We start from the raw sequence: 26,594 nt of genomic DNA on the forward strand, positions 1-26,594 counted from the left end.
CCGCGGGCATGCAAGGACGTCGTCACCCAGCTCGCCGCCGTCTCCCGCGCCCTCGACCGGGCCGGATTCAAGATCGTCGCCAGCGGAATGCGCCAGTGCCTCGTCGAGAACGAGGAGGGCACACCCCCGATGAGCGAGCAGGAGCTGGAGAAGCTGTTCCTCGCCCTCGCGTGACTCACGGCCACAGCCCGCCCCTGCTCGTCCGCAGAGCGCGGAACAGCCGTCCGACCAGCTTGATGGAGACCGGCAGCCCGGTCGGCACTGTCGATGGAGGGCGTGCCCGCCAGGGCGCTGGTCGTCACAGGGGCACTGGTACCGACCGCCGGGGCCGCCGGAAGCTCGGTGGACAGGAGGGCATCTCGTCGTCTCGGCCGCATGACGCGGGCCTCGGGTATCCGAGGGCGCGGGTGCGGGCAGAGTGGGTGGGGAGGGCATGTCGGTCGGACTGTGCCGCCGGGTCAGGAGTCGAAGCGGCCGCGGAGGGCCTTCTTGTCGAACTTGCCGACTCCGGTGCGCGGAATCGCCTCCATCACCTCGATACGGTCAGGCAGTTGCCAGCGGGCGAAGCCGCTGCGTTCGAGGTGGTCGCGGACGCGGTCGAGGGTGACCGTGCTGCCGCGCCGGGCGGCGATGCAGATCAGTGGTCGTTCCTGCCACTTGTCGTCGGGGACGGCGATCACCGCCGCCTCGGCGACCTCGGGCAGGGCCATGACGGCGGACTCCATGTCCACCGAGGAGATCCACTCGCCGCCGGACTTGATGAGGTCCTTGGCGCGGTCGGCGATGACCATGTAGCCGTGCGGGGAGCCGACGGCGATGTCGCCGGTGCGGAACCAGCCGTCCTCGGTGAACGCGCCGGCGGCGTCCCCGCCGAGGTAGGAGCCGGCGATCCAGGGGCCGCGCACCAGCAGGTCGCCCATGGACTCGCCGTCCCACGGCACTGGGTTGCCGTCCTCGTCACGGATCTCCATCTGCACGCCGGGCAGCGGCAGTCCCGCGCGGGTGCGTACGGCGTCGGTGACGCGCTGCTCGTCCCAGTCGCGCATCTTCTCCTTGGGCCAGGCCAGCGAGGCCAGGGGCGAGGTCTCGGTCATGCCCCACACCTGGACCAGCGGGATGCCGAGGTCACGCCGGTAGCGCTCGATCAGTGAGCGCGGGGGGCGGGCCCCGCCGCACAGCAGGTGCCGCAGCTCGGGCAGCCCGCCACGGGCGGCCATCGCGTCCGCGACCGACATCCAGATGGTGGGCACGCCGGCGCCGATGGTCACCCGCTCGGCGGCCATCAGCTCGACCAGAGCGGCCGGGTCGAGCGGGCCGCTGGAGAAGACCTGCTTGGCGCCGTACGGGGTGGCGGTGTACGGCACGCCCCAAGCGTTGGCGTGGAACATGGGTACCACGGGCAAGACGCAGTCGCCGGGCCCGATCCGCATCGCGGCCTGGGAGGAGGCGGCGATGGCGTGCAGCACGGTGGAGCGGTGCGTGTAGATGACACCCTTGGGGCGGCCGGTGGTGCCCGAGGTGTAGCACAGGCCGAGCGGTGCGTTCTCGTCGATGTCGACCGGCGCGTAGTCCGTCGGCCGGCCGGCGATCAGCTCCTCGTAGGCGACGACGTCCGGCAGCGTGGTGTCCGGGACGGTGTCGCCGAGGACGATCAGGTGGCTGACGCCCGCCAGGCCGCCGCGCGCGTGCACCTTCTCCAGCAGCGGCAGCAGATCCGGATCGACCAGGATCGCCCGGTCCTCGGCGTGCCCGATGACGTACGCCAGATCCTCCGGTGACAGCCGCAGGTTCAGGGTGTGCAGGACCCGCCCGGTGCACGGCACGGCCCAGTACGCCTCCAGGTGCCGGTAGCTGTTCCAGGCCAGGGTCGCCACCCGCTCGCCCGGCCCCAGGCCGAGCGCGTCCAGGGCGTGCATCAGCTGCTGCGCACGGCCACCGAAGTCGGCGTAGGTGTAGCGGTGCACGTGGCCGTCGGAAAACCGCGTGATCACCTCGGTGTCGGGAAAGTAGCGCGGGGCGTGGCCGAAGAGCAGCCACGTGTTCAGCGGGGTGTTCATCATCGCCATGGCGGACATCGTCAGTCCCACCCCGACGGCCCGGCCACGGAGGATTCCCACGGTCCGCGGGCCCGAGGAGTGGAGCGGATCGCCACCGGGTCCGAACGCCGTGATGCGCGTGGCTGAGTGGTTCCCACACTCGCCGGGGACGCGGTGTGGAGACTGTCTCCGTAGCCGCCCGGGATGGCCGAATTTAACGTCTGCGTCACATCGGCAACCGCCGACCCGATCCCCGCGCAGCCGAGGCCGTCATGAGTCAACCGCGCGCCATTCTGGCCACGCATCGCCTGTCCAAGGAGTTCCAGGGCTTCCGCGCTGTGAACGAGGTGGACCTGAGCGTCGCCGAAGGCACCGTACACGCCCTGGTCGGCCCCAACGGGGCCGGCAAGACCACCCTGTTCAACCTGCTCACCGGCTTCCTGAAGCCGTCGGGCGGGCGTATCACCTTCACCGGGCGCGACGTAACCGGGCAGCTGCCCGAGCGCATCGCCCGCCTCGGCGTGGCCCGCTCCTTCCAGGTCACCAGCCTGTTCCCGCAGATGACGGCCCGTGAACACGTGGAGCTGGCGCTGCAGTCCGCGACCGGCCTGGGCCGCCGCTTCTGGCGCAGCGACAAGCTGATGCGCCGCTTCTCCGGCCGTGCAGCCGAGCTCCTTGCCGAGGTCGGCCTGGTCCAGCTCGCGGAGCAGCCCGCCGGCAACCTGCCCTACGGGCGCAAACGCGCCCTGGAGCTGGCGATCGCGCTCGCCCTGGAGCCCAGGCTCCTGCTGCTGGACGAGCCGACGGCCGGGATGGGCCTGGAGGACGTCGACCGGACCGCGGCGTTGATCGCCCGCATCCGCGAGGGCCGCACCGTCGTGATGGTCGAGCACAACATGAGCGTCGTCGGCTCCCTCGCCGACACCGTCACCGTGCTGCAGCGGGGCGAGGTACTCGCCGAGGGACCGTACGACCAGGTCAAGGCCGATCCGCAGGTCATCGAGGCGTACTTGGGAGCCGACGTTGCTTGAGATCGAGGGCGTCAGCGCCCGCTACGGTGAGGCAAAGGTCCTGCACGACCTGTCCCTGCGGGTCGGCGAGGGCGAGGTCATCACGCTCGTCGGACGCAACGGCGCCGGCAAGACCACGCTGCTGAACTGCGCGATGGGCCTGCACCGTTCGATGACGGGCCGGGTGCGGTTCGCCGACCGCGACGTCACCACGGCTGCCCCGCACCGCCGGGCCCGCCTGGGGCTCGGCCTCGTCCCCGACGACCGGGGCATCTACGCGTCCCTGACCGTGGAGGAGAACCTCACCCTCCCCTCGGTCAGGGGCACCTCACCATGGCCGCTGGAGCGGATCTACGACACGTTCCCGGCGCTCGCGGCCCGCCGCCGCTTCTCCGGCGCCAAGCTCTCCGGCGGCGAGCAGCAGATGCTGGCGCTCGCGCGGGTGCTGCGGGCCGGGGCGAAGCTGCTCCTGTGCGACGAGCCGACGGAGGGGCTCGCCCCGGTCGTCGTGCAGCGCATCGGCGAGATCCTGCTGGAGGCCAAGGAACACGGAGTTGCCGTGCTCCTGGTGGAGCAGAATCTGCGCTTCGCCACCACGGTGGCCGACCGCCACTACCTCATCGCCCAGGGCCGCATCGTCGAGTCGCTGGACAACACCGGCGTCAGGGAACGCGAGAGCGAACTCCTCGCGCACCTCGGTCTGTGACACTCCGTCACCCCCGATGTCCCCCACACCTCCGCTCTACAAAGACGTACCGATCAGGAGGCACCACCCATGAAGCACACCATCTCGACCGGCGTGGCCCTGGCCGCGGCGGGTGCTCTGCTCGCCGGCTGCGGGGGCGGCGGCCCGAGCTCCGGTGGCGGAAGGATCAGCGACGACAAGATCGTGCTCGGTGTGCTCACCGACCTGTCCGGCGTCTACACCGACATCGCGGGCCCCGGTTCGGTCGAGGCCGTGCAGATGGCCGTCGACGACTTCAAGAAGAAGTACGGGGACAAGGCGGTCGCCAAGAACATCGAGGTCATCAAGGCCGACCACCAGAACAAGCCCGAGGTCGCCAACACCCAGGCCCGGGAGATGTACGACCGCAAGCAGGCCGACGCCCTCTTCGACGTCCCCACCTCCTCCGCGGCCCTCGCGGTGGCGACCGTGGCCCAGCAGTCCAAGCGGCTGTACTTCAACACCGCCGCGGCCACCACCGAACTCGCCGGCAAGAGCTGCAACCCCTACACCTACGAATGGGCGTACGACACCTACATGCTCGCGCACGGCACCGGCACCAAGGTGACCGAACAGGGCGGCAAGAGCTGGTACATGATCTACCCGGACTACGCCTTCGGGCAGGACATGCAGGCCAAGTTCAGCACCGCCATCGAAAGGGCGGGAGGCAAGGTCGTCGCCAAGGACCCGACCCCCTTCCCCAGCGACAACTACTCCACCTTCCTGCTCAAGGCGCCCGGCCTGAAGCCCAAGCCGGACGTGCTCGGCGCCCTGCAGGCCGGCGGCGACCTGGCCAACGTGGTCAAGCAGTACGAGCAGTTCAAGCTCAAGAACAAGGGCATCAAGCTCGCCATCGGCCTGATGACCGACAGCGACATCAAGGCGATCGGCGCGGACAAGCTGGCCGGGACGCAGTTCACCACCCCCTGGTTCTGGAACCTCGACGACAAGGCCCGCGCCTGGGCCGACCGCTTCAAGGAGCGCACCGGCAAGCGGCCGACGTTCGACCAAGCGGCCGACTACTCGGCTGCCACCCACTACCTGGAGGCCGTGCAGAAGGCCGGCACCGACAAGGCCGCGGTCGTCTCCAAGAAGCTGGACGGGACGAAGTTCGACGACTTCTTCGCCCGCAACGCCACCCTGCGCGCCGAGGACCACCGGCTCGTCCACGACGCCTACCTGGTCCAGGTCAAGGACCCGGCCAAGGCCAAGGAGGACGGCGACTACACCGAATACGTCGAGACCATCCACGCCGACGAGGCGTTCGACAAGGCGTCGCCGCTCTGTGACATGAGCTGACCACCAGACCCGCAGCCCTCCCCCGACGTTGCGGGAGGGCCGCCACCGGACAACAGGACCACCCATGACCTCGTTCCTGCAACAGACCTTCAACGGGCTGGTCAGCGGCAGTTTCTACGCCCTGCTCGCCCTCGGCCTCGCCGTCATCTTCGGCATGCTGCGCGTGGTGAACTTCGCCCACGGCGCGGTGTACATGCTCGGCGCGTTCGGCGCGGTCCTCCTAGCCGACAGCGCGGGCCTCGGCTTCTGGTGGGCGCTGCTGCTCGTACCCCTGGCGCTGGCGGCCGTGGGCATCCTGGTGGAGCGGCTGCTCATCCGCCGCCTCGCGGACCTGGACCCGCTGTACAACTTCCTGCTGACCTTCGGCATCGCCCTTGTCTGCCAGGACCTGCTGCGCATGAAGTACGGCTCGCACTCCCAGCCGTACGACCGCATGCCTTTCGCCGGCTCCGTCGACCTCGGCCTGTTCGACTTCCCCCGCTACCAGGTCGTCGTCCTGGCCGTGTCCGTGGTCGTGTGCCTGGCGGTGTGGCTGCTGCTGACCCGCACCCGGATCGGCACCATCGTGCGCGCCGCGACCGAACGCCCCGATCTCACCCGGGCGTTCGGCATCGACACCGGGCGCTGGGTGACGCCGGTCTTCGGCTTCGGGGTCGGCCTGGCCGCCCTGGCCGGGGTGCTCGCGGCGCCCATGCGGGCAGTCAACTCCTCGATGGGCAGTGACCTGATCATCACTGTGTTCGCCGTCGTCGTCATCGGCGGCCTCGGCTCCGTGTTCGGCTCGGTGCTGGCCGGTTTCGTCATCGGCATGCTCCAGGCCCTCGGCAACCTCTACGTCCCCGTCCTGTCCCAGACCTCCGTCGTCCTGCTGATGGCCGTCGTACTGCTGATCCGGCCCGCGGGCCTGTTCGGCAAGGAGGAACACGCATGATCCTCGCCCTGACCCGCGTCCTGCGCCGGTATCCCGCCGGTGTGCGGTGGGGCCTGCTCGCGGCGGGACTGCTCGCCGCCCTCGCCCTCCCGTGGACGCTGTATCCGCCGGTCGCCGCCGACATCCTGTGCTGGGGTCTGTTCGCCGTCGCCTTCGACCTGTTGCTCGGGCACACCGGACTGCTGTCCTTCGGCCACGCCGCGTTCTGGGGCACCTCCGCCTACGCCACCGGTCTGATCGCCATCCACAGCGGGATGCCGTTCCCCGTCGCCGTCCTGGGCGGCGCTGCGGCGGCCGCGCTGCTCGCCACGCCCATCGGCTACCTGGCGGTGCGGCGCAGCGGGATCTACTTCGCCATGGTCACCCTCGCCTTCGCGCAGATGGTGTACTTCATCGCCAACCAGTGGGGCGACGTCACCGGAGGCGAGAACGGACTGCAGGGCATCCCGCGCGAGCTGGCCGGAATCGACCTGTCGGACTCGTTCGTCTTCTACTACGCCATGCTGCCCATGGTGCTGCTCGGCCTGGCCGCGGCCTGGCGGTTCGTGCGCTCACCGTTCGGGCGTGTGGTCACCGGCGTACGGGAGAACCCGGACCGGGTGCGGGCGCTGGGCTACCCCGTCGACCGGTACAAGCTGGTCGTCTTCGTCGTCTCGGCGTTCCTGTCCGGCCTCGCCGGGGGCCTGTACGCCGTCAACCACGGCTTCGCCTCGCTCCAGGAGGTGTACTGGACCACCTCCGGGAAGGTCGTCGTGATGGCCGTCCTGGGCGGCATCGGCACCCTGTGGGGCAGCCTCATCGGCGCCGGGGCCGTCGTACGCCTGGAGGACTGGCTGTCCACGGCCGGCATCGAGGAGACCGGTCTGATCACCGGCGCTGTCTTCATCGTCACCGTCCTCGTCTTCCGGCGCGGGGTGTGGGGCACACTCGCCCACCTGCTGCGCGACCGTGACGCGCCGGGGACCTCGGACCCCGAGCCGCACCCGGAGCACGACCAGGCCGACACCGCGCAGCGCGTGCCATCGTAGAAGGGCGGTCGTGGCCGCCGTCCACAGCACGGCAACGCGCGACCATGCCCGCCCAAGCCGCCGGAGAGGAAGCATGAGCACCGACCTGTCGCCGACGAGCCTGGACACGGACAGCGCCCGCAGGCTGTTGCACCTGCTGCGCGAGGGCGCGGCGCCCGAGGAGTACCGGGCGCTGCTGGAGCGCTGCCCGGCCGCCGAGGTGGCGCGACTTCGCCCGCTGGTGGAGGACGCGCTGCACGTCAAAGCCCAGCTGGAGGAGCGCCGCCGCCGCGAGGACGAGCTGGCCGCACTGTACGAGACCGCCGGCGACCTCTCCTCCCTGCGCGACCTGGAGGCGGTGCTCCAGGCCATCGTGCGCCGGGCCCGCGGACTGCTCGGCACCGACGCGGGCTACCTGATGCTGAACGACACCCAGCACGGCGACACCTACGTACGCACCACCGACGGCATCCGCACCGACGCCTTCAAGCGCGCCCGTCTCGCGATGGGCGCGGGCCTGGGAGGGCTGGTGGCCAAGACCGCCGTGCCCTACAACACCCCTGACTACCTGCACGACCCGCGCTTCGAGCACACCATCGACGACGTCGTGCGGGGCGAAGGGCTGATCGCCATCCAGGGTGTGCCGCTCAAACTCGGCCAGAAGGTCATCGGCGTGCTGTTCGCCGCCAACCGGACAGCCCGCCCGTTCTCCGACCACGAGGTGGCCCTGCTGGTGTCGCTGGCCAACCACGCCGCCATCGCCATCGAGAACGCCACCCTCTTCCAGGAGGTGCAGCGCGCCGTCGACGACCTCACCGAGGCCAACGCCGTCATCCAGGCCCACAGCGCCTCCGTGGAGCAGGCGGCGTCCCTGCACGAGCGGCTGACCAGCATCGTCCTGCACGGCGGCGACATGGCGGACGTCGCGCAGAACCTCGCGGAGGTGCTGGGCGGGAGCATCCTCGTCCTCGACCCCGCCGGACGCGTGACCGCGGCCGTGGGCGCGGATCCGGTGGTGGAGCAGGCAGGGAAGACTGGCACCCTGCCGCAGGGTTCTCCGGCCGCCCGCGCGGTGCACCAGGCGTGCGTGCTCAGCGCCGAGTCACGCCGCACCCGGCGCTTCCCCGGTTCGGAGACCAGTGCCGCGGCGTGCGCCACGCCGATCATGGCCGGCACCGAGGTGCTCGGCTCCCTGGCCCTGGTCGGTGACCGCCTCGACTCCTGCGACGTACGTTCCCTGGAGCGCGCGGCCCTGGTCACCGCGCTGATGCTGCTCAGCGAACGCAGCGTCGCCGAGGCCGAGCACCGCCTGCGCGGCGAGATCCTCGAGGACCTGCTCGGCGCCCCGCACCGGGACCTCGAAGCGCTGCGGCGCCGTGCCGCCCTCATGGGCCTGGACCTCGGCCGACCGCACACCGTCCTCGCGGCCCGCTGCCGGGGCGGCGGGCACCGCCGCGCCGTCGCCGACGCGGCCACCGCCTTCGCCGGGCACGCCAAGGGCCTCGCCGGCGAGTACCGCGGCGACGTCGTCGTGCTGCTCCCCGGCGAGCACGACCCGGCGGCGACCGCCCGCTCGCTGGCCGACCACCTGTCGCGCACCGTCGGAGACGCGGTCACGGTCGGCGGCACCTCGGCGGCCGAGGGCGTCGACGCACTCGTCGAGGCCCACCGGGACGCCGTACAGTGCCTCGGCGTCCTGCTGGCCCTCGACCGCGACGGAGAAGGCGCCTCCCCCGACGAACTGGGCATCTACGGACTGCTGTTCAGCCAGGCCGGCCGCGATGAACTGCACCGGTTCGTCCGCCGCGTCATCGGCCCCGTCCTCGACTACGACGAGCGCCGAAGCGGCGAACTCGTCCGCACCCTACTGGCCTACTTCGCCTGCGACGGGAGCCTGGCCCGCACCGCTGCCGAGCTGTTCGTCCACGTCAACACGCTCTACCAGCGCATCGACCGGGTCACCGCTCTGCTGGGCCCGCAGTGGCGCCACGGCGACCACGCCCTCCAGGTCCACCTCGCGCTCAAGGTGCACAGCGTGCTGTCGGCGCGCTGAACGAACGCCCCCGGCGCGGCGCGCGCGTCACTTGTACTCGGCCTTGGCTTCCTCCCCCGCCTAAAGGAGGGGGGTTCCAGCGGTCGCCCGCTGGGGTTCCTGCTTCACCGACGACCGCCCCGTCCGGGAGGACTCCCGTTGGGGTCTTACACCGGCTCCACAGGCAGCAGCCGCCGGCCCCACGGCCAGGATGGTGCGCGCCGCGTTCACGTCGCGGTCATGCACGGTGCCCCACTCGCACGTCCACTCGCGGACGTTCAGCGGCAGCTTCCCGCGGACCGTGCCGCAGTTCCCGCACAGCTTGCTGCTGGGGAACCAGCGGTCGATCACGACGAGTTCGCGCCCGTACCAGGCGCACTCGTACTCCAGCATCATGCGGAGGTCCGTCCAGGCCGCGTCCGAGATGGCGCGCGCGAGCCTGCCGTTCTTCAGCAGATTGCGGACGGTGCTCCAGTACGACCCTTGGGGCCGCGCGGTGGGGCAGCGCCGCGTACGCGCGGAACAGCAGCAGCTCCGGGGGCGTTTCCTCCGCGAGGCAGGGTCCGAGCAGGACCGTGGCACCCTGACCGAGCGTCTGGGCGAAGTCTTCGAGGAGCCGCAGGCGTGGCGCGCGGGTCGTCCGTCGGGGCGGGGACGGCGGCGCAGGGACGCAGAGCGGCAAGGGCGGCCGCGGCCAGTTCGGCCTTCGTCCTCCAGGGCAGATGGATGGTGGCCTTGCTGAACGCCGGCGGTGCGAGCGACCTGGTCGAGGGTCATCCAGGTGAAGCCCTGGCCGGCCAGCAGTGCCAGCGCCGTGCCCAGGATGGCCGTGTGCTTGCCTGGGCAGCGCGGTCGGCCCGCCGCGCCGGAGCAGCCGTCCCCTATCCGCCTTCCGCAGGCATCCCACTTGGAATACCGAGACACTCGGTTTAGTTTTAGAGGGTGAAGGCGCCGCTCGAAGGAAAGCGCCCTGGCACCCGCACTCCCCGAAAGGACCCCGCCTCTCATGCGTTACGCAGTTCTCGGCACTGGCGTCGTCGGTCAGACCATCGCCGGCAAGCTCTCCTCCCTCGGCCGCGAGGTCGTCATCGGCACCCGTGACATCGAGGGAACCCTGGGCCGCACCGAGCCCGACGCCTACGGCAACCCGCCCGTCGCCCAGTGGCTGGCCCAGCACCCACAGGTGCGCCTGCTCTCCTTCGCGGACGCCGCCGCCCTCGGCGAGACGCTGGTGAACACCACCGCCGGCGCCGCCTCGCTCCAAGCGCTGGAGGCCGCCGGCCGCGCCAACCTGGCCGGCAAGATACTCATCGACATCGCCAACCCGCTGGACTTCTCCGCAGGCATGCCACCGTCGCTGAACCCGGTCAACACGGACAGCCTCGGCGAGCAGATCCAGCGCGCGTTCCCCGAAACGAAGGTCGTCAAGACGCTCAACACCATGAACGCGGCGGTCATGGTGGAGCCGTCCCGCGTGGCCGGCGCGCACAACGTCTTCGTCTCCGGCGACGACACCGGCGCCAAGAAGCTCGTCACGGAGCTCCTGACCGCGTTCGGCTGGCCCGAAGGCAGCGTGATCGACCTCGGCGACATCACCACCGCGCGCGGCACCGAGATGCTGCTGCCGATCTGGCTGCACCTGTGGGGCGCGCTCGGCCACGCCGACTTCAACTTCCATATCCAGGGCGCCCGCACCGGCGCCTGACTCCAGCAGGCTCTCCTACGACACCGCCATGGCCGCACGCCTGTGGCAGGTCAGCGAGGAGCTCACCGGTCTCACCGCGCCACACAGCACCGACGGGCCCCTCGACGATCCCGGCGTGGAACCCGGACCGAACCGCTCGGTGCGGTAACCATCTATCCTGCAGCAATGCGCGAAACGAACACCGGGAAGGCCGCGGGCCGACCACGGTCCGCTGAGAAGGACGCGGCGATTCTCCGCGCTACCCTGAAACTGCTTGCGTCCCACGGCTACACCCGCATGAGCCTGAGCCAGGTGGCCGAGGCGGCACAGGTCAGCAAGTCCACCATCCACCTGCGCTGGAAGACCAAGGCGGACCTGGTCACCGCGGCGCTGGAGGCCATGCGCATGGTGGACGCCCCGCCCGCGAGCGGGGACACAAGCACCGACCTCGTGGCGATCCTGGAGGACTTCGCGGCAACGGTGCGACGCGTACACGGCATGGCCCTCATCGGAACCTGTCTGGCCGAGGAGGCCCACACCCCCGACCTCCTCGCCCTGCTGCGCGAACGCACCGTGCTGCCACGCCGTGCCCTGCTGCGCCAAGTGCTGGAACAGGCCCGCGACCGCGGGGAGATCCGCGAGGACGCCGACCTTGAGGCGGCCGTCTCCGCGCTGCTCGGCCCGTTCTACGCCGACTACATGGCCGGACGCGGCGGGCGCCCCGAGTGGGCCGAGCAGGCCGTTGACCTCGCCCTGACCGGGCTGCGCACACCAGGCGCGTGATCCCGTGGTACCGCCCCGTGCCTGAAACGACGCCGCGCCGCGCGGTCTTGGGAGGGGGTCCGGACAATGGCATCGCCCTCGACCGGGCCGCAGTGCTCCTTTCTTCCCTTCCGCCGCCTTCCCCCGGACGGTCGTCTGCCACTGCACCTCCCGCTGAGCGGAGGGAGGGAGAATGGAAGCCGGTCCCGGCGCCGAGGGCGGTGGGGGTCATGATGCAGCCTCTGGTCGTGGGCGTGGACGGCTCGGTGCACGCTCTCCAGGTGGTCGACTGGGCCGTGGACGAGGCTGTCCGGCACAGTCTGCCGCTGCGTATCGTCCATGCCTCGCTGTGGGAGCGGTACGAGGGAGACGCCCTCGCCGAGACCCCGGGAGTCGTGACCGACGTGGTGAGCGAGCACGCACTCGCCGAAAGCATCGTGGCGCGTGCGGCCGAACACGCCCGCAGACGCGATGCGACGCTGGAGATCACCACGGACGTGCCGGCGCAGGACGCCCGGTCGGCGCTGCTGCGCGAGGCACTCACCGCCACGGCCGTCGTCACCGGCGCACGGGGCACGGGCACCGTCAGAGAACTCCTGCTCGGCTCCGTCACTCTGGCGCTCGCGGTCCGCGCCCCCTGCCCGGTGCTGGTCGTGCGCGGCCGGCCGGAGAACCGGCATCTTGCGCACACCAGTGTCGTCCTGGGCGCGGGCCCCTCGCATGTCCTTGGACAAAATCGACGCTAGGTACCTCCACCTCCAGCGGCCATGGGGAAACCATCCACCATCCGCCGTCCGGAATGTTCGATTCCTCCCGCAGGTCCCCTGTCATCGGCCGCAGGCCGGACGCGGGTGACCTGGCGCCCCGGCGCCGGTGTGGGGGCCTCCTCCACACCTGTCCACCAACCTCCCAGCGGATCTACATATCCCTGCCTCCCCTCAGGTGTCTAGCGTCTGAGGCGCCGCACACGCCACCACACCTGGTCCGGGACACCTGGAGGAGACGGATGAAGGAACGGGCACACGTCGCTGGGGTCGGCATGGTGCCGTTCGCCAAGCCCGGTGCAAGTGAACCGTGCGACGTGATGGGCGAACGCGCCGCGCGCGCCGCCCTCGCCGACGCCGGGCTCGACTACGACCTGGTCGAGCAGGCATACGCCGGATACGTCTACGGAGACTCCACCAGCGGGCAGGCCGCCCTGTACGGGCTGGGACAGACCGGCATCCCCATCGTCAACGTCAACAACAACTGCGCCACCGGCTCCTCGGCCCTGTGGCTGGCCCGGCAGGCCGTCGAGAGCGGGGCCGCCGAGTGCGTGCTCGCGCTGGGCTTCGAGCAGATGAACAAGGGCCCCCTGCCGCTCGTATGGAGTGACCGGCCCAACCCGCTGAGCCGCTCCTTCGACACGATGGAGGCGGCTCAGGGCCGCAACGAGCAGGCCCCGTGGGCGGCGGAGTTCTTCGGCGGCGCAGGCGCCCAGTACGCCCGGCGGTACGGCACCGCGCCCGAGACATTCGCGAGCATCTCCGTCAAGTCACGTCGGCACGCCGCACACAACCCGTACGCCGTCTTCCGTACCCCGGTCACCGTGCACGAGGTGCTCGATTCGCCGCACATCCACGGCCCCCTCACCCGCCTCCAGTGCTGCCCGCCCACCTGCGGCGCCGCGGCCGCGGTCGTGTGCAGCCCGGACCTCGCCCGGCGGCACGGGCTGCGCACCGTGCGGATCCGCGCGCAGGCGCTGACCAGCGACACGATGAGCAGCTTCAACGGCGGGGACATGATGAAGCTCGTCGGCTACGACATGACCCGGGCGGCCGCACAGGACGTGTACGAGTCCGCGGGCGTCGGCCCGGAGGACATCCGCGTCGTCGAACTGCACGACTGCTTCACCGCCAACGAGCTCATCACCTACGAGGCCCTGGGGCTGACCCCGGAGGGCACCGCGGAGAAGTTCGTCATGGACGGCGACAACACTTACGGCGGCCGGGTGGTGACCAACCCCTCCGGCGGACTCCTGTCCAAGGGGCATCCGCTGGGCGCGACCGGACTGGCCCAGTGTGCCGAGCTGGTCTGGCAGTTGCGAGGAGAGTCGGGTGCGCGTCAGGTCGAGGGTGTGAACCTCGCGCTCCAGCACAACATCGGACTCGGCGGGGCCTGCGTCGTGACCCTTTACGAACGTGCCGACGCCTGAGTCCCTTCATGACCGTCTCTGTCCGAACGACCTTGCGTGAAAGGGGAATCCGCTGTGGGCAACCTCGAAGGCAGGACCGCCATCGTCACCGGCGCCGGGCGGGGCATCGGCCGCGCCATCGCCCTCAAGCTGGCTGCCGAAGGCGCGCGCGTCGTCGTCAACGACCTGGATTCCGCGCCGGCTTCCGAGACCGTCCTGGCCGTGAAGACGGCGGGCGGCGAGGCGGTCGCCTGTCCCGGCAGCATCACCGAGGACGGCTTCGCCGAGCACTTCGTGTCCACCGCAGTCGATACGTTCGGCGGGCTGGACATCATCGTCAACAACGCCGGCTACACCTGGGACGGCGTCATCCAGAAGACGACCGACGAGCAGTGGGACGCCATCCTCGACGTCCACCTCAAGACCCCGTTCCGGATCCTGCGCGCCGCCCAGCCGTATGTCAGGGCCAACCCGGCCGAGAACAACCGCAAGGTCGTCAACGTCTCCTCCATCGTGGGGCTTTCGGGGAACGCCGGGCAGGTCAACTACGCCTCTGCCAAGGCCGGTGTCATCGGCCTGACCCGTACGCTCGCCAAGGAGTGGGGCCGTTACTCGGTGAACGTGAACGCGATCGCCTTCGGCCTGATCCGCACCCGGCTGACGGAGGCGTCCGCCGCAGACGGCGGCGCGGGCATCGAGGTGGCCGGCCGCGAGATCAAGGTGGGGATCAGCGAGGAGTACTTCGCTGCGGCCGAGCGGTCCATCCCGCTCGGCCGCGCCGGCACCACCGAGGAGGCGGCCGGGGCGGTCCATCTGCTGTGCACGCCCGAGGCCGACTACATCACGGGGCAGGTCGCGGTGTGCGGCGGCGGCTTCACCGGCTGAACCGCAGGCCGTGAGCCGCCGCCGCGCGGGTCAGGACGGGCAGCCGGAGTCGGCGACCACGTAGTAGCCCGGGGAAGTCTCCTCCAGTGTGTGGGTCTCGTACAGGTTGTACAGGCCCATGTACTGGTTGGAGCCGTTGGCGTAGACGTGGCCCAGGCTCTGGTGGGCACGGCCGGCGACGACCTGGTCGTAGTTGTTGTCGGCGTGGCACTGATGCGCGGCGCCGGTCGTGGTCGCCTCCACTGTGGCCGAGGATGCCCCGACCGCCCCGGAGCCGTCCACGGCGGCGACGGTGTAGCTGTACGTCGTACCGGCCGCGAGGCCCGTGTCGGTGAAGGACGTGCCGGACGGGGCGCCGACCTGCGTGCCGCCGCGGTAGGCGCGGTAGGTGGCGGCGCCGCCGACTGCGTTCCAGGACAGCGACACCGAAGTGTCGGCGGTGGCGGTCACGGCGAGACCCGACGGCGCGGGCAGCGCGCCACCGCCGTCGGGGGCGGACAGGCCCCAGAACCGCCCGATCCAGTAGGAGGCGCAGATGTTCATGTCCGGCAGGTACTGGCTGGCCGTACCGCACTGCGTGGCCCCACTGCCGGGGTCGACCGGCTGACCGTGGGCCATGCCCGTGATGGAATACGACTCGACCACGTCCCGGCCGGAGCCGTCACGGTAGACCCTGTGTGGGTAGCCCTGGACCGTGTCACTGACGTCGGCCACCGCGTCCGTGCCCTGCACGTTCGTCCACTGCTCGACGATCTCGGTCATGTTCATGGGCTTGACCGTGGTGTCGCTGGAGCCGTGCCAGACCGACATGGTCGGATACGGGCCCGAGTACGACGGGTAGGCGGCCCGCACCTTGTCGCCCCACTGCTGCGGGCTGAGGTCCGAGCCCGGGTCCATGCAGGCCAACCCCGCGAACACGGAGCGGGCGCAGTCGAACGGAATGCCGGCGACGACCGCCGCACCGCGGAAGACGTCCGGATAGGAGGCCGCCATCACCGAGGTCATCGCGCCGCCGGCGGACAGACCGGTGACGTAGACGCGCGAGGCGTCGGTGCCGTAGTCGGCGGCCGTCCTGTCCACCATCTGCTTGATGGACAGCGCCTCACCCTGGCCCCGGGAGAAGTCCGAGGACTGGAACCAGTTGAAGCAGGAGTTGGCGTTGTTGACCTCCTTCTGCTGCGGCAGCACCAGAGCAAAGCCCCAGGCGTCGGCCCACTTCGTCCAGCCGGTCTCGTCGTCGTAGGCCGCCGCGGACTGCGTACATCCGTGCAACGCGACGACCAGGGGCCGCCCGCTCGGCAGCCCGTCGGGGACGTAGCGGAACATCCGTAGATTCCCGGGGTTGGAGCCGAAGCCGGTCACCTCGGTCAGGGTCGCCGCCTGGGCGGGTGCGGGGAACAGGCCCAGCAGCAAGCCGACCAGACACAGGATCAGGCCGAGTGCGGGAGCACGTCGGCCGTCGGTGTTGCGGGAAGGGTCGTGGGGTCGTAGGCGCATCGCTGTCTCCATTTCCGTCCCGGGGCAGCCCAACTGCGCCGGGACGTCAGGGGAAGGGACGGTGACGCCACCGCCGGCCGACTGCGCCGTGGGGCGGCGAGGCGACCGGGGGTGTTTCCGTGACGTTACGACCGCGCTGCGTACACCACTCATGGATGAGTCGAATACTTCTGCGGACGGGCGGGTGTACCCCGGATCCACAGGCACCCCCTTCGCGAACCCGCGCAGAGCCCACCCTTCATGTATGTGCCATCCACTGCTGTCCGCCAACCGGTGGAGGATGCCCACATTGTCAGGTTCGGACGGTGACGGGGACGCTACGGGCAACTCACCCAGACCCCCACTCCGTGCCAAGGAGCCGTCCCGTCATGTGCAGATCCGCCACCCCCAGCCTCCTCGCGGCCATCGCGGTCGCCGGGCTCGTCACCTCGTGTTCCAGCCCCGGCGCCTCTGGCGGCGACAAGCCGAAGGAGTTCAAGGTCGCCCTGGTCAGCACCACCTCCGGCCCCCTGGCCTCCTACGGCGAGCAGTACCTGCACGGCTTCGCGGCGGGCCTCGACTACGCGACCGGCGGTACGGGCAAGGTCGACGGCGTCAAGGTCACCGTGACGCAGGACGACGACGGCGCCGACCCCGCCAAGGCGGTGTCCCTGGTGAAGCAGCGGGTCGGGGAGGGCGTGAACATCGTCGCGGGCACGATCTCCTCGGGCGTCGCCGTCCAGGTCGCCCCGCTCGCCGCCCAGAACAAGACGCTGTACATCTCCGGGCCCGCCGCGACGGACGCGGTGACCGGGGTGGGCAGGTACGTCTTCCGGTCGGGGCGGCAGACCTACCAGGACGTGATGACGGCGAAGCAGATCCTCGGCGACGTCAAGGGCAAGAAGATCACCGTCGTCGCCCAGGACAACACCTTCGGTCAGGCCGGCTCCGGCGCGGTCAAGAGCATCCTCGGAGCGGAAGGGGCCGACGTCCAGGCCGAGTTGGTCTCCCCCACCGCCACCGACTTCACCCCCACCGCCAGCAAGGTGAAGTCGGCCAAGCCCGATCTGGTGTTCGTCGCGTGGGCGGGCACCACCGCGACCGCGCTGTGGAACACCCTTGACCAGCAGGGCGTGCTGGACTCCTCCACCGTGGTCACCGGCCTTGACCTGCGCGCGAGTTACCCCGTGCTCGGCAAGGCCAAGGACAAGATCACGCTGCTCGCCCACTACGTGCCGGAGGCCACGGACAACGAGCAGGCCCAGGCGATGCGGGCCTACCTGAAGAAGAAGGGCTGGGAGGAGGACCTGTTCGTGCCCGACGGGTTCAACGCCGCCCAGATGGTGGTGCAGGCCCTGAAGGCCGGCGGCGCGAAGAACGACACCAGCGCCATGGTCAAGTCCCTGGAGGGCTTCAGCTTCCCCGGCGTCAAGGGGCGGATGACCGTGCGCGCCTCCGACCACGCCCTGCTCCAGCCCATGTTCCAGGCCAAGTTCGGCGCCACCGGCGACCTACCGAAGATCGAGAAGACTTTCACCGCCCAGCAGGTGGCACCGGCCGAGAAGCCGATCGGCTGAGGCGATGGCGGACGTACTGCAGACAGAGCGGCTCGGCTGGACGGTCGGCGGGGCCCGCATCCTCAGTGATGTCTCGCTCACCGTGGCCGAAGGGGAGTTCCTCGCGGTCATAGGACCCAACGGTGCGGGCAAGACCTCGCTGTTCAACCTGGTGAGCGGGCTGACCCGGCCGACCGGCGGCACGATCCGCCTCGACGGTGCCGACATCACGGGCCTGCCGCCGCACCGGCGGGCCCGGCGCGGGCTGGGGAGGACCTTCCAGACCTCCTCGGTCTTCGCCACCATGACCGTCGCCCAGCACGTGGAGTTCGCGGCGCGCTCCGCCGGGGCCCGCCGGGTCGGCCCGGCGGACGTGCGCGCCGTACTCAAGCGCGTACGGCTGGCCGAGCGGGCGCCGATGCTCGCCGCGGACCTCTCGCACGGCGACCGGCGCAAGCTCGAACTGGCGATGCTGCTCGCCCCCACCCTGCGCGGGACGTCGTCCGGGCCGCGGCTGATGCTGCTCGACGAGCCGATGGCCGGGATGGCCACCGAGGAGACCGGCGAACTGTCCGACGTGATCAGGGACCTGCACCGACAGGAGGGCCGCGGCGTACTGATGGTGGAGCACCACATGGAGATCGTGCTGGGCCTCGCCGACCGGGTCGCGGTCATGGACCACGGCACCCTGCTGACCACCGGCAGTCCGGACGAGGTGATGGCGAACGCGGCCGTCCAGGAGGCATACATGGGGGCCGAGCTGTGACCGCAGTCCTCACCGTGAGCGAGCTGAGCGTCCAGATCGCAGGCTCGCGGATCCTGCACGGCGTCGGCTTCGAGGTGGCCGCCACCGGGGTCACCGCCCTGCTCGGCCGGAACGGGGTCGGCAAGACCACCACGGTCCGCTCCGTGCTGGGGCTGCTGCCCGACGGCGGCCGGGTCACCGGCGGCCGGATCGTCTTCGACGGCCGGGACATCACCCGCGAGGCGACCCACCGGATCGTCTGCCGGGGCATCGGCTACGCCCCGGAGGACCGCGGCGTCTTCGCGGGCCTGACGGTCTCCGAGAACCTGGCCCTGGCCGAACGACCGGACACCGACCACCACTACGACCTGGTCCACGACCTCTTCCCCGAACTGCACGCCCGCCGCGACCAGGCCGCCGGCACCCTGTCCGGCGGCCAACAGCAGATGGTCGCCGTCGCCCGCACCCTGCTCAACGACAACCGCCTGATCATCGTCGACGAACCCACCAAGGGCCTGGCCCCCCGCGTGGTCACCGAGGTCGCCGAGGTGCTCGAACGGGCCGCCGAGCGGGTACCACTGCTGCTCGTCGAGCAGAACCTCGCCGTCGTACGGCGCCTGGCCCGCGACGCCGTGGTCCTGGACGCCGGACACGTAGTGCACACCGGCGACGCCCAGGAACTCCTCGCCGACCGCGAGCTGGCCACCGCGCTGCTCGGCGTCGCCAGCCGTACCGCCCCTGGAGCCGTCTGATGGACACCCTGGTCCTGCTCACCCTCACCGGACTCGGGCTGAGCGCGCTGTACTTCCTGCTCGCCTCCGGACTCGCTCTGATCTTCGGACTGATGGACGTGCTCAACTTCGCCCACGGCGCCTTCCTCACCGTGGCCGTCTACGCAGCCTGGCGCACCACGTCCACCGTCGGCGGGCTGCCCGGGCTGCTGCTGGCCGTCGTGGTGGGCACGGTGGTCGGGCTCGCGCTGGCCCTGGTCGTCGAGTTCGTGCTCATCCGAGGGCTCTACGGCCGCCCCCGCGAACAGATCCTGGTCACCGTGGGCCTGTCTCTTGCCCTCCCGGCCCTGGTGCAGACCGCGTGGGGCGCCGAGGCTCGCACCTTCCCCGTCCCGGACGCGCTGACCGGAACCGTCGGCGTGCTCGGCGCCCGGGTGCCGGTCAACCGCTTCGTCCTGATCGCGGCCGCCGTCGCCGTGCTGATCGCCGTACAGCTCTTCCTGAACCGGACCCGTCACGGCCTGATCGTGCGCGCCGGCGTCGAGGACCGGGCCATGGTGCGGGCGCTCGGCATCGACGTGACCCGTGCGTTCGCGCTCGTCTTCGCCCTCGGCGGGGCGCTCGCCGGGCTCGCGGGCGTGCTGGGCGGACTGTACTTCGGCTCCATCTCCCCGCACGGCGGCACCTCGTACCTGATTTTCGCGTTCGTCGTCGTCATCATCGGCGGCCTGGGCTCCTTGACGGGGGTGGCGCTGGCCTCGCTCGCCGTCGGGCTGGTGCAGCAGTACGCCGACTACTACGCGGGCGGATACGGCGACCTCGCGGTGGTCGTCCTGCTCGCCGTCGTCGTGCTCGGCCGCCCCTCCGGGGGCTCCACCCTGCTGGGGAGGCTGCGACAGCTGCTCGGCGCGGGTTCCCCCGAGACCGCGAAGGCATCCTCCCGCCCCGGTGACGGGGCGCACCCGGAAGGTACGGCATGACCCTCACCAACACCGCACCCGCACCGCCCGCCACCCCATCCGCGCCGGGCGGACCGGGAGCACTGCGCCGCGGGCTGCCCGTCCTGGCACCCGCCGCAGCGCTGCTCGTCCTGCTCCTGCTGCCGTTCTCGGCGCTGAACATCCCCGTGCTGCTGGACGGACCCGTCAACTCCCCCGGATCCCTTCAGCTGTTCGCGCTCTGCCTGCTCTTCGCGGGGCTCGCACTCAGCTACGACCTGATGTTCGGCCGTACCGGACTGCTCTCCTTCGGGCACGCCCTCTACGTGGCAGGCGGCGGGTACGGTACACAGCTGGCCATGACCCACCTCGGTCTGGCGCTGCTGCCCGCCGCGCTGCTCACTCTGGCCGCCTGGACCGCGCTCGCCGTCCTCATCGGCGCCGTCTCGCTTCGCTCCGTCGCCCTCGGACCGATCGGGTTCGCCATGGTCACCCTGGCCTTCGCGCAGGCCGGAGCGATCTGGGTGGAACGCAACCCCGGCGGCCTGACCGGTGGCGAGGAGGGCCTGACGCTGAGCACCGAGGGCGTGCCCGCGGCGCTGGTCGGGGTGCAGAACACGGTCAACGTCTACTGGCTCGCCCTCGGCTACCTCGCCCTGGTAGCCGCCGTCGTGTGGACGGCCACAGCGCGGCCGATCGGCCGGACTTGGCAGGGCATCAGGGACAATGAGCAGCGGGTCGCGGTCCTCGGCCGCAGCCCCTTCGCGTACAAGCTCGCCGCCTTCACCCTGGCCAGCGCACTGGCCGTGCTCGGCGGCGCCCTGCACCTGCTGGTCACCGCAGGCGCCACTCCCCGCACCAGCACCCCCGACTTCACCCTCACGCTCCTGGTGATGGTGGTGCTCGGCGGCAGCGGTACCCGTTGGGGACCGGTCGTCGGCGGTGTCCTGTTCACCTATCTCGACCAGCGGCTGCCGGGCTGGGACCTGGGCGTGGAACCCATGCTCGTCCTCGGCACACTGTTCGTGGTGGCCGTCTATGTGGCCCCGGGCGGCCTGGCCGCACTGGGCAGAGGGAGGAAGTCCGCATGACCACGCGTACTGCGCAGGAACTCGCCGTCCCGGTGCGAGGAGGCGACCTCGCCGTGACCCGGTGGCCCGGCGAGGGGCCCGCGGTCATCGCCTTGCACGGCATCACTGCCAACGGCCTGGCCTTCGGCGCCGCCGCCGAGCAACTCGGCGACGTCGACCTGTACGCCCCGGACCTGCGCGGCCGGGCCCACAGCGCCGGACTGCCGGGGCCGTACGGCATTCCCGCCCACGTCGAGGACATCCTCGCCCTGCTTGACTGCCTGGGCCTGCGACAGGCGCTGCTCGTCGGCCACTCGCTCGGGGCCTTCATCGCCGCGGTGGCCGCCGCGCGGCACCCGGACCGCTTCCCCCGGGTGGTCCTCGTCGACGGCGGTCTCGGCTTCCCAGTCCCGGGAGGCGCGGACATCGACGAGGTCATCGAGTCCGTCATCGGACCCGCGATGCGCCGGCTCAAGGAGACCTTCCCGAATCGCGAGGCATACCACACACACTTCCGCGAGCACCCGTCCCTCACCGCCCACTGGGGCCCGCACATCCAGGCATACGTGGACCGCGATCTGGCCGGCGAGCCCCCCGAGATGCGCAGCAGCTGCGTCCTGGACGCGATCCGGGCCGACGGCGCGGGCCCCCTAGGCGACACTGAGACGCTGGCCGCCATCCACCAGCCCCAGGTGCGCGGCACCCTGCTGTGGGCACAGCGCGGAGTGATGAACGAACCCCAGGGCTTGTACGACGAGGGACGCCTCGCCACGGGCGACCTCGATCCGGACCGGATCGCCACCCGCCGGATCGACGACACCAACCACTACACGATCCTGTTCGCAAAGAACGCGACGGCAGCCATCGCGGAGGCGGTGCACGCAGAGCTGAAGCAGATGTAGCACCACCTCCGCCCCGGGTTACGAGCAGGGCCTTCCGCGCCGAGCCGGAAGCGGGACAGCCCCCCAAGGCTCCCTGAGGCGGCATCAGGATGCGTTCAGGGACGGCCCCTGACCGGCGGCCGACGGCGAGCTGACCGCACACATCTCGCCCTCGGTCGCCCTCTCACGCCTGCGGGGGCACTCCACCGGAACTTCACCATTCCCGTCTCGGCGACGGCTCAACACCGGCTCAACACCGGCTCAACACCGGCTCACTGACGGCGTATCACATCTGGCCCACTTGGCGATCTCCGTCTGACTCCGGCGTTGGTGATCAAGGTCAGGAGGGAAGGTGATCCACGTGGAAGACGGCGCAGAGATCCACAGGCTGCACCGGGCCGAGCAGATGCCGATCAGGGCGATCGCGAGGCATCTGGGCATCTCGGGCGGGCTTTTGGGGCCTCGGAGCGTCAGACAAGCGTCACGGCCGACGCGGGCGCCGGCATCTTCGCGGGCTTTCTCTCCGCTCCTGTGGCCACAGGAAGGAGACCGCACCCGGCCCTGGACGCCATGTGGGGCGGCCTGGGGAGCGGGTGCAGTCAGGGCGGCCACGCACGACCTGGCCACTTGCCGTGACAAGACCGTCACCGCAACGCGGTTTCACGGTCCGGCTCGGCGTCGATGAAGCAGCCGGCGGACCTCGCTGTGCACGGAGGGCAGCCTGATGGTCGTCGACCTCGTCGGATCAGGTGTAGGGCAGTCGGAGGGTTGACAGGTCGCCGGTGCCCAGCGTGCTGGGGGCGTTGCCCAGGGCGTTCCAGACCTTGATCCGTACGGTTCCGTTCTTCAGGTCGCAGAGGGTGCCGGTTGCGGAGGCCAGTCCGGCTTTGTCGGCGTAGTGCTCCCAGCCGGGGAGCGGGTCGGTGGCGAAGTACCGGTAGGTTTCGACGCGGTCCCATGTGCCGTCGCCGGGGCAGTCGTACGACACCTGCATCTGGACGGCGTTGCCGATGGACTGCTCGGCGTCGACGGCCAGATCGAACTGGGTGGTCCCTCCGGCGTACTTCAGGTCGAGCCCGGAGGCGGTGAAGGTCAGCGGCTTGTACGGGCTGCCGTCGTGGTTGACGCCGTCGGCCGACGTCACCGTCACACCGTCCGCGGTTCCGGCGGTTGCCGACAGCGTTCCGTCACCGCTCAGGTACAGCGTGGGCGACGAACCCGTGCCGCCGGGCGGCGTGGGCGTCGGAGTCGGGGTCGGGGTGGGTCCTGTGCTGCCGGGCCCGCTGCCGCCGCTCCAGGTGTGAGCGCCGGCGGTGACCGTCTTCCCGGCAGGTGCCTGCATGGTGGTTCCGTCGGAGAAGTGCACGGTGGTATCGGTAGCGGTGGTGTTGGCGGCGACGTAGGTGCGTTCGCCGTTCTTGGTGAAGACCGCGGCCAGCGGGTTGTCGGCGGTGACGGTGGTGTCCACGGTGCCGAGTGCGGCGAGGTTGCGGATCCAGTGGAAGGTGTGGGCCTTGCTTTCGCCTTCCTCGGAGGTGAAGGAGTTGTTGGCGCGGAAGTCGGCCAGGGCTGCGTCGCCGTCGCCGAGGGCCAGGTATTCGTACCAGATGTCGGGCCAGATGCCGGGCTGGGTCTTGCCGGCCTGGTCGAGCATCTCCTGGTAGTTGGCTCTGACGTAGGCGGGGTCGTCGCCGAGGTAGAGGTGGCCGCCGGTCACCGGCAGCAGGTTGATGCCCTGGATCTGTTCGGGGGCGCTGGAGAACCAGGTGGCATACGCGCCTCCGTTGCTCCAGACCATGCCGACCTCCTTGTGCGGGAAGTCGCTGGGGTAGACCTGGTGATGGGTGTCGAACCAGTAGTCCTCGATGGCGGCGGCCTGGGTGGTGTACATGTAGATACCGGCGTCCCGGACGGTCTTGTTCCCGGTGGCGATGCCCCACTGGATGAGCGCGTTGTCGAAGTTCATCCCTTCGGAGGAGGACTCCTGGTTGTTGCCCGCGGCGAACGAGCCGTGGCCGGAGGCCCAGTCATGTCCGGCGTAGACGTCGAAGTCCCGCAGGTAGGGGAAGCGCTTGTCGGCGCGGTCGTAGTTGTCGGCGTCCCGGATGAGCAGGTCGACCATCCCGCCGTAGTGGTCGGCGTCCGCCCAGGTGGGGTCGAACCTGGCCAGTGTCGCGGCCGCGGCGATGTAGTAGCCGTAGTGGAAGTGGTGGTCGTTCAGCTCCTGATCGGACCCGTAGGAGGCCGGATATCCGATCAGGGTGCCCCAGCTGCCGTCGTAGTAGAACAGGTGACCCGTCTTGCCCGGCGACGCGGTGAACCAGTCCGTGAGTTTGGACTTGATCGCGGACAGGGCGGCGTCGCGGACGTCGGTGTTGCCGGTCTGGTCGGCGATTTCCGCCAGGCGTGCGGCGCGTCCGAGGCCCTTGCCGGTCCAGTAGGTGTCGTCGCTCTGCTGGTGGGTCGGGTCGGCCTTCTCTGCGTTGAGGTAGTCCTGCAGTGTCGTGGCGTCCGCGCCGGAACTGTCGGCGACGGCTGGTATCTCGGGCAGCACCCCGTGGAAGACCATCGACGTCGTGAAGGACGTGATACCTGTGAGCACCTTCAGCGGGCCCCGGGAGGAGATGTACGTCTGCGGCAGCGGGCTGCCGTCGGCCAGGTGTCGCCACTGGTGCGGCAGCAGGGCCGCGACCGTGCCGGTTGCCGACCCTTCCAGGGCGGTGGTGGTGAGGCGGTACGTGGTGGTGACGGTGCTGTCCGCCTCGTCGTACCGGTAGGACACGGCCGTGCCGGTGACGTGGTTGTAGGCGTACTTGGCGTACTCGGTCGCGAGTGCGGCACGCTCGTCGGCCGAGGTGGACGGTGTGGTCGGCAGCACGGCGACGGAGAAGGAGTCCTTGCCGGCGAGCGAGGAGGTGAAGGTGGAGCCGTCGACCGACCAGGTGGCGCCGCTGGGGGCGAAGGCGACGTAGTCGTGTCCGTTGGCCGTGTAGCCGATCATCGAGCCGGAGTTGGACCAGACGTCCCCTGTCGCGTCTGAGGCGGCCTTGATCTGCGCATCACCGCCCGTAGCTCGGAAGTAGGCGAACGGAAGGCCGGAGCCGATGGTCGCCCGCAGGGTGTGCGTGCCGTCGCTGAGGCAGGGGCTGACGGTCCAGTCGCTCCAGTCGTCGACCTTCACCTCCGGGGCGGCCAGGCCGGAGACACCGGCGACGAAGTCCTCCTGGTAGTTGAAGTGGTACTCGCCCACGCCCTTGCCGCTGCCGGAGATCGTCGGCTTGGTGCTGTAGGAGACACCCAACCCGGCCGACTGGGCCCGGAAACCGAGCGGTTGCGCGAACAGCGGCTCGCCGTAGGCGCAGTTGGTGCGCTTCCACAGGATCGATGACCACCATTCGTTGGTGGGGACGGCACCCGACGGGGCGTTGGCCGTCACCCAGTGGCGCGGGTTGGTGGACAGGTCCGCGCACCCCGAGGGCAGCGGACCGGGTGCCGCGGTGGTGTAACTGCCCGCACCCACCGTGTCGGCACCGGCCGACGCGGAGTTGAGCACCGTGAGGACCGCGCCGAGCAGGGCAGCGACGGCCACGAACACCGCCACCCGCCGCCGGGACGCGAACCACAGCGCCGCTCTTAATGGCTGAACACCGTCTCTTGGCATGGGGACACCTTTCAGCAGGAGGCGAAACGTACGAACGACCGCGCCAGCGGGTTCGGCGGATCGCATGAGCGAATGACGCAACTTGACTTTCACATCCCAGGCCACGGCGTGGGGCAGCCCGTGATTTTTGTGGTTTGAGAGCGCTCTCAAGCTGGGGAGGCTAGAACCGTCCTACCGAGCCGTCAATACAAAATGGGCTGATCGTTCAACTGAGCGTCACTGAGCGATCTCGCGGACGACGTCACACATCTGGTCCACGACGCGCCCGCTCAGCTGCACAGCCGTGAGAGGGAACGGGCCACGACCGACTCTGAGCCACTTTCTGCGTCCCGGTGCCGAAGCGCCGGTACATCTCCCCAGCGGCAGATTCCGGTACGAAGGTATGCCGAGAGGCAACACGCCTGTTGCTGCGTCCCGGTTGCCGCGGACTGTCCGGGAGTCGCGTGACGGGACCTTCACACGCCACCGCGACCCGGCTGGACACATCGCCGCAGGCAAGGCCCGGGTCGGGAACATGGCAGGAGGTCGCGCGGGTTCCACCGGCGCGCGCCCGTCCTCGCCTTCGACTACAACGCCGTCGGCCACCTGCCGAACGGGGGCCCACCCAGCGGCACCATCGCCCACCGCTCGTCCGCTCCATGACGATGGGGGCCTCCGGGGGAGGTCCCCATCCGCGTGCGGTCACGCCTCGCTCCGGGCCTCGGGCAGGTCGTCGGTCGCCCCCGTCGAGCTGGACGGCGAAGCAGTCACCTTGCCGGCCCCCGTGCGGCGCTGGATCAGCACCGGGACGCTACGCGTACGGGTTCCTCGCCATCGGCCGGGCGTCGCGCCCGCCGGACGGCCGCCGGGCTGAACCGCCGTCCGGCGGGTGGCCTCAGCTGTCGGACGGACGGACGTCGTCACACTGGCCGACCGAGGCAGGTGGCGCGCTGGGGAAGCAGGTCCCGGGGACAGGGCCCGAATGGCCCCTTGGGGCGTGAGCGGGCAAGGGCA

Annotated in this window: 20 protein-coding genes and 2 pseudogenes; 18 read left to right on the forward strand and 4 right to left on the reverse strand. The window is 70.4% G+C overall.

Annotated elements, in window-relative coordinates; translation table 11 throughout:
- Positions 1 to 3 precede the first annotated feature (3 nt).
- Positions 4 to 174: pseudogene (locus ACZ4EG_RS37245) on the forward strand (metal-sensitive transcriptional regulator); the annotation flags it as partial.
- 284 nt (positions 175 to 458) lie between these two features.
- Here the strand turns inward: ACZ4EG_RS37245 and ACZ4EG_RS37250 are convergent.
- Entirely contained in the window at positions 459 to 2,066 is a 1,608-nt protein-coding gene (locus ACZ4EG_RS37250; RefSeq protein WP_467793745.1) for a long-chain fatty acid--CoA ligase, read from the reverse strand.
- A 242-nt stretch (positions 2,067 to 2,308) separates the two neighbouring features.
- Here ACZ4EG_RS37250 and ACZ4EG_RS37255 point away from each other — a divergent pair, with 242 nt between their 5' ends.
- The 6 genes from ACZ4EG_RS37255 to ACZ4EG_RS37280 all read left to right on the forward strand — a co-directional run bounded on the left by ACZ4EG_RS37255 (position 2,309) and on the right by ACZ4EG_RS37280 (position 9,060).
- Entirely contained in the window at positions 2,309 to 3,067 is a 759-nt protein-coding gene (locus tag ACZ4EG_RS37255) for an ABC transporter ATP-binding protein (RefSeq protein WP_467793746.1), read from the forward strand.
- Positions 3,060 to 3,752, forward strand: coding sequence for an ABC transporter ATP-binding protein (locus ACZ4EG_RS37260; RefSeq protein ID WP_467793747.1), 693 nt, complete (start codon positions 3,060 to 3,062; stop codon positions 3,750 to 3,752). Before ACZ4EG_RS37255 ends, ACZ4EG_RS37260 begins: the two co-directional genes overlap by 8 nt.
- Before the next feature lie 69 nt (positions 3,753 to 3,821).
- Positions 3,822 to 5,069 carry an ABC transporter substrate-binding protein gene (locus tag ACZ4EG_RS37265; protein ID WP_467793748.1) on the forward strand — a complete coding sequence of 416 codons (1,248 nt, stop codon included), beginning with the start codon at positions 3,822 to 3,824 and terminating at the stop codon, positions 5,067 to 5,069.
- Positions 5,070 to 5,133: 64 nt separating this feature from the next.
- On the forward strand, positions 5,134 to 6,000 hold the full coding sequence (locus ACZ4EG_RS37270) for a branched-chain amino acid ABC transporter permease (RefSeq protein ID WP_467793749.1): 867 nt from the start codon (positions 5,134 to 5,136) through the stop codon (positions 5,998 to 6,000).
- Positions 5,997 to 7,028: a branched-chain amino acid ABC transporter permease gene (locus ACZ4EG_RS37275; protein WP_467793750.1), complete on the forward strand. Its 1,032-nt coding sequence runs from the start codon at positions 5,997 to 5,999 to the stop codon at positions 7,026 to 7,028. Before ACZ4EG_RS37270 ends, ACZ4EG_RS37275 begins: the two co-directional genes overlap by 4 nt.
- A 73-nt stretch (positions 7,029 to 7,101) precedes the next feature.
- Positions 7,102 to 9,060 (forward strand): helix-turn-helix domain-containing protein, encoded by a 1,959-nt coding sequence (locus tag ACZ4EG_RS37280; RefSeq protein ID WP_467793751.1) that lies wholly within the window; start codon positions 7,102 to 7,104, stop codon positions 9,058 to 9,060.
- 60 nt (positions 9,061 to 9,120) lie between these two features.
- On the opposite strand, the pseudogene ACZ4EG_RS37285 reads toward ACZ4EG_RS37280, so the two are convergent.
- Positions 9,121 to 9,507 (reverse strand): annotated as a pseudogene (locus ACZ4EG_RS37285) (RNA-guided endonuclease InsQ/TnpB family protein); the annotation flags it as partial.
- Between the two features lie 538 nt (positions 9,508 to 10,045).
- Between ACZ4EG_RS37285 and ACZ4EG_RS37290 the strand changes: the two are divergent.
- The 5 genes from ACZ4EG_RS37290 (at position 10,046) to ACZ4EG_RS37310 (ending at position 14,543) form a co-directional block, all read left to right on the forward strand.
- Positions 10,046 to 10,744: an NADPH-dependent F420 reductase gene (locus ACZ4EG_RS37290; protein WP_467793752.1), complete on the forward strand. Its 699-nt coding sequence runs from the start codon at positions 10,046 to 10,048 to the stop codon at positions 10,742 to 10,744.
- Positions 10,745 to 10,909: 165 nt separating this feature from the next.
- The gene (locus ACZ4EG_RS37295) at positions 10,910 to 11,506 is read left to right on the forward strand and encodes a TetR/AcrR family transcriptional regulator (RefSeq protein WP_453561225.1); all 597 of its coding nucleotides are present in this window, start codon (positions 10,910 to 10,912) and stop codon (positions 11,504 to 11,506) included.
- 209 nt (positions 11,507 to 11,715) lie between these two features.
- Entirely contained in the window at positions 11,716 to 12,231 is a 516-nt protein-coding gene (locus ACZ4EG_RS37300) for a universal stress protein (protein ID WP_467793753.1), read from the forward strand.
- Between the two features lie 260 nt (positions 12,232 to 12,491).
- On the forward strand, positions 12,492 to 13,679 hold the full coding sequence (locus ACZ4EG_RS37305; RefSeq protein ID WP_467793754.1) for a lipid-transfer protein: 1,188 nt from the start codon (positions 12,492 to 12,494) through the stop codon (positions 13,677 to 13,679).
- A gap of 54 nt (positions 13,680 to 13,733) precedes the next feature.
- Positions 13,734 to 14,543, forward strand: a complete 810-nt coding sequence (locus ACZ4EG_RS37310) for an SDR family NAD(P)-dependent oxidoreductase (RefSeq protein WP_467793755.1) — start codon at positions 13,734 to 13,736, stop codon at positions 14,541 to 14,543.
- 30 nt (positions 14,544 to 14,573) lie between these two features.
- On the opposite strand, the gene ACZ4EG_RS37315 is transcribed toward ACZ4EG_RS37310, so the two are convergent.
- Complete coding sequence (locus ACZ4EG_RS37315; protein WP_467793756.1) at positions 14,574 to 16,040, reverse strand: extracellular catalytic domain type 1 short-chain-length polyhydroxyalkanoate depolymerase; 1,467 nt, start codon at positions 16,038 to 16,040, stop codon at positions 14,574 to 14,576.
- A gap of 368 nt (positions 16,041 to 16,408) precedes the next feature.
- Between ACZ4EG_RS37315 and ACZ4EG_RS37320 the strand changes: the two genes are divergently transcribed.
- The 6 genes from ACZ4EG_RS37320 to ACZ4EG_RS37345 are packed head-to-tail and all read left to right on the forward strand — an operon-like array spanning position 16,409 to position 21,961.
- Positions 16,409 to 17,596, forward strand: a complete 1,188-nt coding sequence (locus tag ACZ4EG_RS37320; protein WP_467793757.1) for a substrate-binding domain-containing protein — start codon at positions 16,409 to 16,411, stop codon at positions 17,594 to 17,596.
- 4 nt (positions 17,597 to 17,600) lie between these two features.
- Entirely contained in the window at positions 17,601 to 18,341 is a 741-nt protein-coding gene (locus ACZ4EG_RS37325) for an ABC transporter ATP-binding protein (protein WP_453561216.1), read from the forward strand.
- Positions 18,338 to 19,072, forward strand: a complete 735-nt coding sequence (locus ACZ4EG_RS37330; protein ID WP_467793758.1) for an ABC transporter ATP-binding protein — start codon at positions 18,338 to 18,340, stop codon at positions 19,070 to 19,072. Before ACZ4EG_RS37325 ends, ACZ4EG_RS37330 begins: the two co-directional genes overlap by 4 nt.
- Positions 19,072 to 20,031 carry a branched-chain amino acid ABC transporter permease gene (locus tag ACZ4EG_RS37335; protein ID WP_467793759.1) on the forward strand — a complete coding sequence of 320 codons (960 nt, stop codon included), beginning with the start codon at positions 19,072 to 19,074 and terminating at the stop codon, positions 20,029 to 20,031. The genes ACZ4EG_RS37330 and ACZ4EG_RS37335 overlap by 1 nt, the downstream gene beginning before the upstream one ends.
- Entirely contained in the window at positions 20,028 to 21,080 is a 1,053-nt protein-coding gene (locus tag ACZ4EG_RS37340) for a branched-chain amino acid ABC transporter permease (protein ID WP_453561209.1), read from the forward strand. The genes ACZ4EG_RS37335 and ACZ4EG_RS37340 overlap by 4 nt, the downstream gene beginning before the upstream one ends.
- The gene (locus ACZ4EG_RS37345) at positions 21,077 to 21,961 is read left to right on the forward strand and encodes an alpha/beta fold hydrolase (protein WP_467793760.1); all 885 of its coding nucleotides are present in this window, start codon (positions 21,077 to 21,079) and stop codon (positions 21,959 to 21,961) included. The genes ACZ4EG_RS37340 and ACZ4EG_RS37345 overlap by 4 nt, the downstream gene beginning before the upstream one ends.
- A gap of 724 nt (positions 21,962 to 22,685) precedes the next feature.
- Here ACZ4EG_RS37345 and ACZ4EG_RS37350 read toward each other — a convergent pair.
- Positions 22,686 to 25,601: a glycosyl hydrolase gene (locus tag ACZ4EG_RS37350; protein WP_467793761.1), complete on the reverse strand. Its 2,916-nt coding sequence runs from the start codon at positions 25,599 to 25,601 to the stop codon at positions 22,686 to 22,688.
- Between the last annotated feature and the right edge of the window lie 993 nt (positions 25,602 to 26,594).

This window comes from Streptomyces sp. NPDC025638 (genome assembly GCF_055558775.1).